Origin of the sequence: Curtobacterium sp. 9128, assembly GCF_900086645.1 — a bacterium.
Lineage (GTDB): Bacteria > Actinomycetota > Actinomycetes > Actinomycetales > Microbacteriaceae > Curtobacterium.
This window is the reverse complement of the sequence record NZ_LT576451.1, coordinates 2,640,781-2,654,861: the sequence shown is the minus strand read 5'-3', so window position 1 is coordinate 2,654,861 and position 14,081 is coordinate 2,640,781. Positions and strand designations below refer to the sequence as shown.

Sequence of the window (14,081 nt, the reverse complement as noted above, 5' to 3'; positions counted from 1 at the left end):
TCCGCGATCCCGGACGCGACGGGGATGTACGACCCCGCCAACGAGAAGGACGCGTGCGGCCTGGCGATGGTCGCGACGCTCCGCGGGACGCCGGGACACGACATCGTGGACGCCGCGCTCGGTGCGCTCCGCAACCTCGAGCACCGCGGTGCCGTCGGTTCGGACGCCGGCACCGGTGACGGCGCCGGCATCCTCTGCCAGGTGCCCGACGCGTTCTTCCGCGACGAGGCGCCGTTCGAGCTGCCCGCCGCGGGCGAGTACGCGGTCGGCACCGCCTACCTGCCCGTGGACGACGCCGACCGTGCCGCGGTGAAGGCCGCCGTCGAGTCGTACGCTGCCGAGGAGGGCCTCCGGGTCCTCGGCTGGCGTGTGGTCCCGGTGCGTCCGGACGTCCTCGGGACGCTCGCACGTGCCGCGATGCCGGCATTCGAGCAGCTGTTCGTGGCGTCCGAGCGGCACGACGAGCAGGGCGCCGCCTGGAGCGGCATCGCCCTCGACCGCCAGACCTTCCGTCTCCGCAAGCGCGTCGAGCGCGAGCAGGAGGTCTACTTCATGTCCCTGTCGAGCCGGACCATGGTCTACAAGGGCATGGTCACGACGCTCCAGCTCGAGCCGTTCTACCCGGACCTCAGTGACGAGCGCTTTGCGTCGAAGCTCGCGATCGTGCACTCCCGGTACTCCACGAACACGTTCCCGTCGTGGCCGCTCGCCCAACCGTTCCGCACGCTGGCGCACAACGGTGAGATCAACACCGTCCGCGGCAACCGCAACTGGATGCGCGCCCGCCAGTCGCAGCTCGAGAGCGAGCTGCTCGGCGACATGGCGCCGCTGCTGCCGATCGTCAGCCCCGGCGCGAGCGACTCCGCGTCCTTCGACGAGACCCTCGAGCTGCTCACCCTGACCGGGCGGACGCTCCCGCACGCGGTGTCGATGATGGTCCCCGAAGCGTGGGAGAACCAGGCCGACATGGACCCGGAGCTCCGGGCGTTCTACGAGTACCACTCGATGCTCATGGAGCCGTGGGACGGCCCCGCCGCGATCACGTTCACCGACGGCTCGCTCGTCGGCGCCACGCTCGACCGCAACGGCCTGCGTCCCGGCCGGTTCCTGGTCACCGACGACGGCCTCATCGTGATGGGGTCGGAGACCGGCGTGATCGACGTCCCCGCGTCGAAGGTCGTCCGCAAGGGCCGTCTGCGCCCGGGCCGGATGTTCCTCGTCGACACCGAGGCCGGTCGGATCATCGAGGACGATGAGGTCAAGCAGGGCCTGGCGTCCTCCGGGCCGTGGGGCGAGTGGCTGGAGGCCGGCCGGATCAACCTCCGCGACCTGCCCGAGCGGGAGCACATCGTGCACACCCCTGCCTCCGTCACGCGTCGACAGCGCGCCTTCGGGTACACCGAGGAAGAGGTCCGGATCCTGCTGCGTCCGATGGCGCAGGCGGGAGCGGAACCGCTCGGCGCGATGGGCTCCGACACGCCGATCGCCGTGCTGTCCCAGCGCCCGCGGCTCCTCTTCGACTACTTCACCCAGCAGTTCGCCCAGGTGACGAACCCGCCGCTCGACTCCATCCGCGAGCAGGTCATCACCTCGATGGGCATGGGCCTCGGCCCGGAGCGCAACCTGCTCGACGCCGGCCCGGAGCACGCGAAGCAGATCGTCCTCGACTTCCCGGTGATCGACAACGACCAGCTCGCGAAGGTCCAGCACTTCGAGACGGCGTCCGGTCGGCACCTCACCGTGACGATCAGGGGCCTCTACCGCGTCGACGCTGGTGAACAGGCCATGGAGCAGCGCATCCAGGCCGTCTGCGACGAGGTGGACGAGGCGATCGAGTCCGGCAAGCAGTTCATCGTGCTGTCCGACCGTGACGGCAACGCCGAGAGCGCGCCGATCCCGAGCCTGCTGCTGCTCGCGGCCGTGCACCACCACCTGATCCGCACCGAGCAGCGCATGAAGGTCGGCCTGATCGTCGAGGCGGGGGACGTGCGTGAGGTCCACCACGTCGCGACCCTGATCGGCTACGGCGCCTCGGCGATCAACCCGTACCTCGCGATGGAGACCTGCGAGAACCTGGTGCGCCAGGGCATGATCAGCGGGATCACCCCCGAGCAGGCCGTCAAGAACGTGATCAAGGCGCTCGGCAAGGGCGTCCTGAAGATCATGTCGAAGATGGGCATCTCGACGGTGTCGAGCTACGCGGGCGCCCAGGCGTTCGAGGCGGTCGGGCTGTCGCAGGAGTTCGTCGACAAGTACTTCACCGGCACCTCGTCGATCCTCGGCGGCGTCGACATCGACGTGATCGCGAAGGAGAACGCCGAGCGGCACGGTCAGGCGTACCCGCAGGACGGCGCGGTGCTCGCACACGAGCGCCTGCAGACCGGTGGCGAGTACCAGTGGCGCCGCGAAGGGCCGCCGCACCTGTTCAACCCGGACACGGTGTTCCGCCTGCAGCACGCCACCCGTGCCCGTCGGTACGACATCTTCAAGGAGTACTCGAGCACGGTCGACGACCAGTCCGAGGAGCTCATGACGCTCCGCGGTCTGTTCCGCTTCAAGCACGGCGAGCGGAAGCCCGTCTCGCTGGAAGAAGTCGAGTCGATCGAGTCCATCGTCAAGCGGTTCAACACCGGCGCGATGTCCTACGGCTCCATCTCGAAGGAAGCCCACGAGACCCTCGCGATCGCGATGAACCGTCTCGGCGGGCGGTCCAACACGGGCGAGGGCGGCGAGGACGTCGACCGACTCCTCGACCCCGAGCGCCGCAGCGCGATCAAGCAGGTCGCCTCCGGTCGCTTCGGCGTCACGAGCATGTACCTGACGCACGCCACGGACATCCAGCTGAAGATGGCCCAGGGTGCGAAGCCCGGCGAGGGCGGCCAGCTGCCGCCGCAGAAGGTCTACCCGTGGGTGGCGCGCACCCGGCACGCCACCGCCGGTGTCGGCCTCATCTCGCCCCCGCCGCACCACGACATCTACTCCATCGAGGACCTCAAGCAGCTGATCTTCGACGTCAAGCGCGCCAACCCCTCGGCACGCGTGCACGTCAAGCTCGTGAGCCAGTCCGGCATCGGTGCGGTGGCCGCCGGCGTGACGAAGGCCCTCGCCGACGTCGTGCTCGTCTCCGGCCACGACGGTGGCACCGGTGCGTCGCCGCTGAACTCGTTGAAGCACGCAGGCACCCCGTGGGAGATCGGTCTCGCCGAGACGCAGCAGACGCTCATGCTCAACGGCATGCGCGACCGCGTGGTGGTGCAGGTCGACGGCCAGATGAAGACCGGCCGTGACGTCGTCGTCGCAGCGCTGCTCGGCGCAGAGGAGTACGGCTTCGCCACCGCGCCGCTCGTCGTCGAGGGATGCATCCTGATGCGCGTCTGCCACCTCGACACGTGCCCGGTCGGCGTCGCGACGCAGAACCCGGAGCTCCGCAAGCGGTTCTCGGGCAAGCCAGAGTTCGTGGTGAACTTCTTCGAGTTCATCGCGCAGGAAGTCCGCGAGCTCCTCGCCGAACTCGGCTTCCGCAGCCTCGACGAGGCGATCGGGCACACCGACGTCCTCGACGTCGACCGCGCCGTCGAGCACTGGAAGGCGTCCGGCCTCGACCTCGAACCCGTCCTCAAGGGGCCGGAGTTCCAGGCGGAGGAACCCCGTCGGCACCACCGCGAGCAGGACCACGAGCTCGAGCAGCACTTCGACGTGCAGCTCATCCAGAAGGCGTCTGACGTGCTCGAGCACGGTGGGTCCGTCACGCTCGACCTCCCGATCCGCAACACCGAGCGCGCCGTCGGCACCATGCTCGGCCACGAGGTCACGCTGCGCCACGGCGAGAACGGGCTGCCGGCCGGGTCGATCGACGTCACGCTGCGCGGGTCCGCCGGACAGTCGCTCGGCGCGTTCATGCCGTCCGGCATCACCCTGCGGCTCATCGGCGACAGCAACGACTACGTCGGCAAGGGACTCTCCGGTGGCGACATCGTCGTGCGCCCGGCCGAGTCGAGCGGCTTCGAGCCGTCGGAGAACGTCATCGCCGGCAACGTCATCGGCTACGGCGCCACCCAGGGCAGCATGTTCATCCGCGGCATCGTGGGGGAGCGCTTCCTGGTCAGGAACTCCGGCGCGACCGCGGTCGTCGAGGGCGTCGGCGACCACGCGCTGGAGTACATGACGGGTGGCCTCGCGCTCATCCTCGGCGAGACCGGTCGGAACCTCGGCGCCGGCATGTCCGGTGGCACCGCGTACGTCAGGGGCCTGCGGACGGAGCACGTCAACCAGGACTCCCTGGGCAGCGGCGAGCTCCGGCTCGAGGAACTCGACAGCGCCGACGTGGAGATCGTCACCGACCTGCTCGAGCGGCACGCTGCCGAGACGGGCTCGACGGTCGCCGCAGACCTGCTGGCGTCGGGTGACCTGTCCGAGTTCGTCAAGGTGCTGCCGCGCGACTACGCCGCAGTGCTTGAGACCCGCAAGCAGGCCGTCGACGAGGGCCTCGACCCCGACGGCGACGTCGTTTGGAACAGGATCATGGAGGTGACCGGTGGCTGAGATCACGGCGCGTCCGGAACAGACTGAGCACACGACCCCGATGGAGGTAACAGGTGGCTGACCCCAAGGGATTCCTGAAGGTCCAGGAACGCGAACTGCCCGAGCGTCGGCCCGTCCCCGTCCGGCTCATGGACTGGAAAGAGGTCTACGAGCAGCAGGAGTCCGGCCAGCTGAAGCGCCAGGCCGGCCGCTGCATGGACTGCGGTGTGCCGTTCTGTCACCAGGGCTGCCCACTCGGCAACCTCATCCCGGAGTGGAACGACCTCACGTGGCGCGGCGAGGGCCGGCAGGCGATCGAGCGGCTCCACGCGACGAACAACTTCCCGGAGTTCACGGGTCGGCTCTGCCCGGCTCCGTGCGAGTCGTCGTGCGTGCTCGGCATCAACCAGCCGCCCGTGACCATCAAGCAGGTCGAGGTCTCGATCATCGACGAGGCGTTCCAGAACGGGTGGGTCACCCCGCACCCGCCGGAGCGCCTGACCGGCAAGACCGTCGCCGTCGTCGGCTCCGGCCCCGCCGGGCTCGCGGCCGCGCAGCAGCTGACCCGCGCCGGCCACACCGTCGCCGTCTACGAGCGTGACGATCGCATCGGTGGTCTGCTCCGGTACGGCATCCCGGACTTCAAGATGGAGAAGCGCCAGATCGACGCGCGACTCGCCCAGATGCAGGCGGAGGGCACGCGCTTCCGCGCCGGTGTCGAGATCGGCCGGGACATCACCTGGGACGACCTGAAGTCGCGCTACGACGCGGTCGTGGTCGCCACGGGTGCCACGGTCCCGCGCGACCTGCCCATCCCCGGTCGCGACCTCGCCGGTGTGCACTTCGCGATGGAGTACCTCGTGCAGCAGAACCGCGCGGGTGCCGGCACCGTCGTCGACAACCAGATCACAGCAGAGGGCAAGCACGTCGTCGTGATCGGCGGCGGTGACACCGGTGCGGACTGCATCGGGACCGCCCACCGTCAGGGCGCGCTGAGCGTGACGAACCTGGCGATCGGCAAGCAACCGCCGCTGGAGCGCCCGGACAACCAGCCGTGGCCGATGTTCCCGACCGTGTTCGAGGTCACCAGCGCCCACGAAGAGGGCGGGGAGCGCACCTTCCTGGCCTCGACGGTCGAGTTCCTCTCGAACGACGCTGGCGAGGTCCGGGCGCTCCGTGTCGCCGAGACCGAGTACCTCGACGGCCGCCGGGTCCCCAAGGCCGGCACCGAGCGGGAGATCCCCGCCGACCTGGTCCTCATCGCGATGGGCTTCACCGGTCCCGAGACCGACACGCTCGAGCCGCAGCTCGGGCTCCCGGTGACGGTGTCCGGCGCGGTCGCGCGGCAGGCCGACTACACCACGAACGAGGCCGGCGTGTTCGTCGCCGGTGACGCCGGCCGCGGGCAGTCCCTGATCGTCTGGGCCATCGCGGAGGGCCGTGCGGCCGCCGCGAAGGTCGACGAGTACCTCGAGGGCACCACGATGCTGCCGGCGCCGGTGAAGGCGACCGACCGGGCGATCTCCATCTGATGGCCACCACTCGGTGAGCGGGAGGCCACCAGCACTCGATAGGGTGCTGGTGGCCTCTTCTTCGTACTGCGAAGCCCCACGCCAGCAAGCAAGCAGCAGCCGCAAGCCCCACAAGACACCACACGAAGGAATCCATTGAGACGCGCAAAGATCGTTTCGACCCTCGGCCCGGCCACGTCGGACTACGAGACCGTCAAGGAGATCATCGAGGCAGGCGTGGACGTCGCCCGACTCAACCTCAGCCACGGTGACTACAGCGTCCACGAGGCCAACTACGAGAACGTCCGTCGCGCCGCCGAGGAGCTCGGCAAGCCGGTCGCGATCCTCGTCGACCTGCAGGGTCCGAAGATCCGTCTCGCGAAGTTCGCCGACGGCCCGCACGAACTCGCCGTCGGCGACGTCTTCACGATCACGACCGAGGACGTGCCCGGCTCGAAGGAGATCTGCGGCACCACGTTCAAGGGCCTCCCCGACGACGTGAAGCCCGGCGACCCGCTCCTCATCGACGACGGTCGCGTGCGCCTCCGCGTGCTCGACACCGACGGGGTGCGCGTCCGCACCGAGGTCGTCGTCGGCGGCACCGTGTCGAACAACAAGGGCATCAACCTCCCCGGCGTCGCCGTGAACGTCCCCGCGCTGAGCGAGAAGGACGAAGCGGACCTCCGCTGGGGGATCCGGCAGGGTGCCGACCTCATCGCGCTGTCGTTCGTGCGCAACGCCGCCGACGTCGACCGCGCCCACGAGATCATGGACGAAGAGGGCAAGCGCCTCCCCGTCATCGCGAAGATCGAGAAGCCGCAGGCCGTCGACGCGCTCGAGGAGATCATCGACGCCTTCGACTCGATCATGGTCGCCCGCGGTGACCTCGGCGTCGAGCTCCCGCTCGAGGCCGTCCCGATCGTGCAGAAGCGCGCCGTCGAGCTCTCCCGCCGCATGGCGAAGCCGGTGATCGTCGCGACGCAGATGCTCGAGTCGATGATCTCGTCGCCGATCCCGACCCGCGCCGAGACGTCCGACGTCGCGAACGCGGTGCTCGACGGTGCCGACGCCGTGATGCTCTCCGGCGAGACCAGCGTGGGCGAGTACCCCGTGCAGACCGTCCGCACCATGGCACGCATCGTCGAGTCGACCGAGGACCACGGCCTCGAGCGCATCGCGCCGCTCGGCACCAAGCCGCGCACCCTCGGTGGTGCGATCACGCTCGCCGCGGTCGAGATCGCCGAGTTCACCGAGGCGTCGTACCTCTGCGTCTTCACCGAGTCCGGTGACTCGGCCCGCCGCATGTCGCGTCTCCGCCACGGGCTGCCGATCATCGCGTTCACGCCGAACGAGGCCACGCGTCGCCGCATGGCGCTCACCTGGGGCGTCCGCTCGTTCCTGGTGCCGCGCATGAAGCACACCGACGAGCTGTTCGGTCAGGTCGACGACGTCCTGATCCACAACGGCCTCGCCGCACCCGGTGACCGCGTCATCGTGACGGCCGGCTCGCCTCCCGGACTCGAGGGCTCGACGAACGACCTCCGCGTGCACCGCGTGGGCGACGCGCACGCCGAGGCCGCACCGGCGTACGTTCGGGACTAGTCCCGCGGATCGCGCGAGGGCGCGGACGGGAGGCGCGGTGCAGCTCACTGCACCACCTCCGGTCCGCGCCCGCTCGCGTCCAGAGCCCCATCCCGTCGACAGGAGACGATCGCGATGAGTGAGCGGAGCCTCCGGTCCGAGACGGTGGGCCGACGGCCCACGGACGTCCGCCGATGGCGACGGTACCTGGCCGACGAACGCGCGGAAGGCGCCGTCTACCGCAATCTCGCCGCCCGTCGCGAGGGTGAGGAGCGGGAGATCCTGAGCGCCCTCGCGGAGGCCGAGGGCCGGCACGAGCAGCACTGGATCGAGCTGCTCGGCAACGACATCGGCCGACCGTTGCGCGGCAGCCTGCGGACGCGGGTCCTCGCCGGACTGGCGAAGCGGTTCGGGTCGGTGTTCGTGCTCGCGCTCATGCAACGCGCCGAGGACCGCTCGCCGTACGCCGACGACGCGGACGCGACCGCGAGCATGGCAGCAGACGAACGGATCCACGGCGAGGTGGTCCGCGGGCTGGCGAACCGCGGCCGGATGCGGCTGTCCGGCACGTTCCGGGCGGCGGTCTTCGGCGCGAACGACGGGCTGGTCTCGAACCTCGCACTCATCATCGGCATCAGCGCCTCGGGAGCGGATCGGCACTTCGTGCTCCTGAGCGGGATCGCGGGGCTGCTCGCGGGTGCCCTGTCGATGGGCGCGGGGGAGTACGTGTCGGTTCGGTCCCAGCGCGAGCTGCTCGAGGCGTCGTCACCGCATCCGGACGCGAACCGGGCCGTCGCGGACCTCGACGTCGACGCGAACGAGCTCGCCCTGGTCTACCGGGCGCGGGGTATGCCCGAGCACGAGGCCGAGGCCCACGCGACCGACGTGCTCGCCGGGCTCGGAACCGGGCCGGACACCAGGTCCACCCGGGCGGTCGACGACCACGAGGCAGTCGGCAACGGCATGAGCGCGGCGATCTCGAGCTTCCTGTTCTTCGCGTCTGGTGCGATCATCCCGGTGCTGCCCTACCTGTTCGGGCTCGACGGCTGGACCGCGGTCGCCGTGGCCGGGTTCCTGGTCGGGATCGCCCTGCTCGGCACCGGCGCCGTCGTGGGCGTGCTCAGCGGTGCCTCGCCGCTCCGTCGGGCACTGCGGCAGCTCGCGATCGGTTTCGGCGCCGCGGTGGTCACGTACCTGCTCGGGCTGCTCTTCGGGACCGGATCGGCGTAGCGACCGCCGGCTACCGGCGGACGGCGGCTCGCGGGGGCAGGAGCAGCAACGCCGCCGCCCCGACCACGATCAGCGCGATCCCGGCGAAGACCATGAACACGGTCAGGGCGAGGCCCGGCGCGAACAGCACCGCGATGCCGCCGAGGATCGACAGCACCCCGCTGACGACCGTCGGGATGCGGGAGGAACCGGGGTGTCCGGCGAACCCGCCGACGAGCGACGCGATGCCCTCGATGACGAACCCGATCCCCGCGAGCACGGCGTAGACCACGAGCGGGACGGCAGGGTCGAGGAGCGTGACCAGGCCGGCGACCGCGACGAGCACCCCGACCACGCCGGAGGTCCACCGCCACACGGGCGGCGTCCCGTGGCCGCGGACCGCTGCGAACACACGCATCACGCCGGCGACGACGAGGTAGACGCCGAAGAGCAGTGCGACGACGACGAGGGACGGCCGGGGCCAGACGATCGCGACGATGCCGAGCGCGATGGCGACGACGGACGTCACGATGACGAACACCCGGAACGTCCGGACTGCACGGGAATCCACGAGCACTCCTCCCTGATCGGAGCTGGACGACCTGGACAGTACCCGGAGCACGACCGGCCCGCCCGCCCGTGCAACCGGATGCAACCCCTGTCCACGTAGCGTCGCGGACAGGCGCGCGGATCGTGCGCCCCGACAGCGTCGTCGAAAGGGCACCACCATGACCATCGCAGCATCGCCCACCACCTACGCCGCACCCGGCGAGGCAGGATCACTCGTCTCGTTCCGACCGAGGTACGACCACTTCATCGGGGGCGAGTACGTCGCCCCGACCGGCGGCCAGTACTTCGAGAACCCGACACCGGTCACCGGGCGGGTCTTCACCGAGGTCGCCCGCGGCGACTCCACCGACGTGGACCGCGCCGTGCAGGCCGCGTGGAAGGCGTTCCCCGCGTGGGGGAAGACCAGCGTCACCGAGCGGGCGAACATCCTCAACAGGATCGCCGACCGGATGGAGCAGAACCTCGAGCTCCTGGCGGTCGCGGAGACGTGGGAGAACGGCAAACCGATCCGCGAGACCCTCGGTGCGGACATCCCGCTCGCGATCGACCACTTCCGCTACTTCGCGGGGGCCATCCGCGCGCAGGAGGGTTCAACGGGGGAGATCGACCACGACACCGTGGCGTACCACTTCCACGAGCCGCTCGGCGTCGTCGCCCAGATCATCCCGTGGAACTTCCCGATCCTGATGGCGGTGTGGAAGCTCGCGCCGGCCCTCGCCGCCGGCAACTGCGTCGTCCTGAAGCCCGCAGAGCAGACGCCGGCGTCGATCCACGTGCTCGTCGAGCTGATCCAAGACCTCATCCCCGCCGGCGTGCTCAACGTCGTGAACGGCTTCGGGTTCGAGGTCGGTGCCCCGCTCGCGCAGCACCCGGACGTCCGGAAGGTGGCGTTCACGGGGGAGACGACCACCGGCCGGCTCATCATGCAGTACGCGTCGCAGAACCTCATCCCCGTGACGCTCGAGCTCGGCGGCAAGAGCCCGAACGTGTTCTTCGCCGACGTCGCCCAGGAGCACGACGCGTTCTACGACAAGGCACTCGAGGGGTTCGCGTTCTTCAACCTCAACCAGGGCGAGGTGTGTACCTGCCCGTCCCGCGCGCTCGTCGCGAAGGAGATCTACGACGGGTTCGTCGCCGACGGCCTCGACCGCGTGCGTGCGGTGCAGCAGGGGCACCCGCTCGACATGTCGACCATGATCGGCGCCCAGGCGTCGAACGACCAGCTCGAGAAGATCCTGAGCTACATCGACATCGGCAAGCAGGAGGGGGCGAAGCTCCTGACCGGTGGCGAGCGAGCCGACCTCGGCGGCGAGCTGTCCGGCGGGTACTACGTCACCCCGACCGTCTTCGAGGGCGACAACGCGATGCGCATCTTCCAGGAGGAGATCTTCGGGCCGGTCCTGGCGCTCACGTCCTTCAGCGGCTACGACGACGCCATCTCCATCGCCAACGACACCCTGTACGGTCTGGGCGCCGGTGTGTGGAGCCGTGAGGCCACCACCCTCTACCGGGCAGGTCGTGACATCCAGGCCGGACGCGTGTGGGAGAACACCTACCACCAGTACCCGGCCGGTGCGGCCTTCGGCGGCTACAAGCAGTCCGGGGTCGGGCGCGAGAACCACAAGATGATGCTCGACCACTACCAGCAGACGAAGAACCTGCTGGTCTCCTACGCAGAAGGGCCGATGGGGTTCTTCTGATGAGCACCGACCGCGTCGCGGTCACGCCGGCGGCGAGCGACCTGCTCAGGTCCCTCGCCGCCCGGCACGGCCCGCTCATGTTCCACCAGTCCGGCGGCTGCTGCGACGGCTCGAGCCCGATGTGCTACCCCGTCGGCATGTTCATGACCGGGCCGGGCGACGTGCTGCTCGGGGCGCTCGAGGTCGACGGCATCGACCCCGTCGAGGTCTTCATGTCGAGGGCCCAGTTCGAGTACTGGAAGTACACCCACCTCACGATCGACGTCGTCGACGGGCGCGGCGGCGGCTTCTCGCTCGAGGTACCCGAGGGCAAGCGGTTCCTCACCAGGTCCCGGATGTTCACCGACCCAGAACTGGAGGATCTCGGCCTGGTCCCGGCCACCCACCGGACGTAGGCTGGCCGTACCCCGGCGCGACGGCGCGACGGCGGACCCGAGGACGGAGGACGCATGCGCGCACCCCGACCGAGATCCGTTCGTCCCCTCGTCGCCGACTCCTGGCGCCGCTCCGCGGGCGTCGACCCCGATGGTGTCCCACGGGTCGCCCTCGGAGCCGACGAACTCGACGCCGCCCGGCGCGACGGGCCGCTCGCCACGCTGCTGCCGATCGTCCGCCGGCTGCTCGTCGACGACACGCGGTCGGCCGGCTGCGTCGTGGCCGTCGGTGACGCGTCCGGCCGGCTCGTCTGGGTGGACGGCGCCCGGACCGCTCGACGGGCAGCAGAGGACATGGGGTTCGTCCCCGGCGCCGACTGGGCAGAGGAACACGTCGGTACGAGCGCACCAGGTACCGCACTCCGCATCGACCGTGCCGTGCAGATCCGCAGCGACGAGCACTACGCGACCGCGGTGAAGCCCTGGTCCTGCACGGCGGTCCCGGTGCACGACCCGTCCGGACGCGCGGTCGGTGTGCTCGACATCACCGGCGACGACCGTGCGGTCGAACGGCACACGCTGCCGCTCGTGCGTGCGACGGTCGCGGCGGTCGAAGCGGAACTCGCCCTCGCCACACTCCGGACCCCGACTCCCTCGGTGGTCGTGCCCGCCGAGGCCGAACTCGCCCTGCTCGGCTCCGACACCGCGACGCTGCACGTCGACGGCCGAGCGGTGGCGCTGTCGGCCAGGCACTCGGAGATCCTCGCGGTGCTCGCGACCGCCCCGGCGGGGATGGCCGCTGCTGACCTCGCCGACGCCGTCTACGGCGACCCCGGTGCGGTGGTCACGCTCCGCGCCGAGGTGGTGCGGCTCCGCCGCGTGCTGTCGTCGGCCGCACCGTCGGTGACGCTCGCCTCCCGCCCGTACCGGGTCGGCGGTGTCCGGACCGACGTCGACGGCGTGCTGTCCGCGCTCGACCGCGGGGCGCGCCTCCAGGCCGTCAGCCGGTACCCGGGACCCGTCCTGCCCGGCTCCGCCGCGCCCGGCGTGGACGCGCTCCGCGACCTGGTGCGCGGTCGGTTCCGCGAGGCGGTCGTGTCCGACGGGTCATCCGACGCGTTGCTCGCCTGGTCCCGTACCCCCGATGGTTCCTCGGATGTGCGCGTGCTGCGAGCGCTGCTCGCGACGCTGCCGCCGCGGTCGCCCCGCCGTGCCGGGCTGGTGGCCGCGGTGGAAGCGCTCGAAGGTCCGTGACCGGACGCACCGGCCTGGAGGCACGGGTCGGGCTGGTATCGTGAGTCACCTCGCGAGTGTGGTGGAATCGGCAGACACGGGGCACTCAAAATGCTCTGCCTCACGGCGTGCGGGTTCAAGTCCCGCCACTCGTACTGCAAGCAGCGCTCCCGACGTCTAGTAGGCTTTCGGACGTGAGTGACTCAGAAGCAACTGCAACAGCACCCCGCCGTGTCGTCGTCGCCGAGGACGAGTCGCTCATCCGTCTCGACATCGTCGAGATCCTCCGCGACAACGGGTTCGACGTCGTCGGCGAAGCGGGTGACGGCGAGACCGCCGTGCAGCTCGCGACCGACCTCCGCCCGGACCTCGTCATCATGGACGTCAAGATGCCCCAGCTCGACGGCATCTCCGCGGCCGAGAAGCTCTCGAAGAACCACATCGCCCCGGTCGTCCTCCTCACGGCGTTCAGCCAGAAGGAGCTCGTCGAGCGTGCGACCGAGGCCGGAGCGCTCGCGTACGTCGTGAAGCCCTTCACGCCGAACGACCTGCTCCCCGCGATCGAGATCGCCCTCTCGCGGCACCAGCAGATCATCACCCTCGAAGCCGAGGTCGCCGACCTGGTCGAACGCTTCGAGACCCGCAAGCTCGTCGACCGCGCCAAGGGCCTGCTCAACGAGAAGATGGGCCTCACCGAGCCCGAGGCGTTCCGGTGGATCCAGAAGGCCTCGATGGACCGCCGCCTGACCATGCACGACGTCGCCAAGGCGATCATCGAGCAGCTCAGCGCGAAGAAGTAGTCGCTCACACCCGCTCCTTCCCGAAACGCCGCCGTTCTCGGCGGCGTTTCGCGGTTCCGGCGGCGTTCCGTGTCTCCGGTGGTGTCCATCTGCGAAGGTGGAGCCGTGAACGACGTCGTGATCCGTGCCTCCCGTCCGTCCGACATGCCGGCGGTTGCCGACCTGCGGTGGCGGTGGAGCATCGAGGAGGACGGCCGACAGGCCGCGCAGACGCCCGAGTCGTACCGCGACGCCATGACGGACTTCGCCGTCGCCCACCCGGAGTCGCACCGGTGCGTCGTCGCCGAGCGCGACGGCGTCGTGCTCGGGATGGCGTGGTTGGCGCTCGTCGCCCGGCCGCCGGCACCGGACCGCCCGGGTGGCCGCATCACGGCCGACGTGCAGACCGTGTACGTGCACCCGGACCTGCGTGGGCGCGGGGTCGCGGGTCGACTCGTCGCCCGGCTGCTCGAGATCGCCGACGAGCTCGGATCCGAGCGCACGTCGGTCCACTCGAGCGTGGACGGCGAACGGCTCTACCGGCGGCTCGGCTTCGGCGACGCCCGGCTGCTGCTGCAGCGGCCTCCGGAGGACTGACCGCGG

The 14,081-nt window shown here is 70.2% G+C and carries 10 protein-coding genes and 1 tRNA gene; 10 read left to right on the top strand and 1 reads right to left on the bottom strand.

From position 1 onward, the window contains the following. The first annotated feature begins 24 nt into the window (after positions 1-24). From gltB to QK288_RS12740, 4 genes are all read left to right on the top strand, one after another. Positions 25-4,542, top strand: coding sequence for a glutamate synthase large subunit (gene gltB, locus QK288_RS12755; protein ID WP_281267585.1), 4,518 nt, complete (start codon positions 25-27; stop codon positions 4,540-4,542). 53 nt (positions 4,543-4,595) lie between these two features. Next, the gene (locus QK288_RS12750) at positions 4,596-6,053 is read left to right on the top strand and encodes a glutamate synthase subunit beta (protein WP_281264676.1); all 1,458 of its coding nucleotides are present in this window, start codon (positions 4,596-4,598) and stop codon (positions 6,051-6,053) included. 135 nt (positions 6,054-6,188) lie between these two features. Further along, positions 6,189-7,634 (top strand): pyruvate kinase, encoded by a 1,446-nt coding sequence (gene pyk / locus QK288_RS12745; RefSeq protein ID WP_281264675.1) that lies wholly within the window; start codon positions 6,189-6,191, stop codon positions 7,632-7,634. A gap of 114 nt (positions 7,635-7,748) precedes the next feature. Then, entirely contained in the window at positions 7,749-8,843 is a 1,095-nt protein-coding gene (locus tag QK288_RS12740) for a VIT1/CCC1 transporter family protein (protein WP_281264674.1), read from the top strand. 10 nt (positions 8,844-8,853) lie between these two features. Here the strand turns inward: QK288_RS12740 and QK288_RS12735 are convergent, their stop codons facing one another. Further along, positions 8,854-9,393 carry a DUF308 domain-containing protein gene (locus QK288_RS12735; protein WP_281264673.1) on the bottom strand — a complete coding sequence of 180 codons (540 nt, stop codon included), beginning with the start codon at positions 9,391-9,393 and terminating at the stop codon, positions 8,854-8,856. 157 nt (positions 9,394-9,550) lie between these two features. Between QK288_RS12735 and QK288_RS12730 the strand changes: the two genes are divergently transcribed. The 6 genes from QK288_RS12730 to QK288_RS12705 all read left to right on the top strand — a co-directional run bounded on the left by QK288_RS12730 (position 9,551) and on the right by QK288_RS12705 (position 14,075). Further along, complete coding sequence (locus tag QK288_RS12730) at positions 9,551-11,092, top strand: aldehyde dehydrogenase family protein (protein WP_281264672.1); 1,542 nt, start codon at positions 9,551-9,553, stop codon at positions 11,090-11,092. Further along, the gene (locus QK288_RS12725; protein WP_281264671.1) at positions 11,092-11,487 is read left to right on the top strand and encodes a DUF779 domain-containing protein; all 396 of its coding nucleotides are present in this window, start codon (positions 11,092-11,094) and stop codon (positions 11,485-11,487) included. The genes QK288_RS12730 and QK288_RS12725 overlap by 1 nt, the downstream gene beginning before the upstream one ends. A gap of 54 nt (positions 11,488-11,541) precedes the next feature. Then, the gene (locus QK288_RS12720) at positions 11,542-12,720 is read left to right on the top strand and encodes a GAF domain-containing protein (RefSeq protein ID WP_281264670.1); all 1,179 of its coding nucleotides are present in this window, start codon (positions 11,542-11,544) and stop codon (positions 12,718-12,720) included. Positions 12,721-12,772: 52 nt separating this feature from the next. Then, positions 12,773-12,854 (top strand) — tRNA-Leu (locus QK288_RS12715). Positions 12,855-12,893: 39 nt separating this feature from the next. Further along, on the top strand, positions 12,894-13,499 hold the full coding sequence (locus QK288_RS12710) for a response regulator (protein WP_144758275.1): 606 nt from the start codon (positions 12,894-12,896) through the stop codon (positions 13,497-13,499). A gap of 105 nt (positions 13,500-13,604) precedes the next feature. Continuing rightward, positions 13,605-14,075, top strand: coding sequence for a GNAT family N-acetyltransferase (locus QK288_RS12705; protein ID WP_281264669.1), 471 nt, complete (start codon positions 13,605-13,607; stop codon positions 14,073-14,075). Positions 14,076-14,081 lie beyond the last annotated feature (6 nt).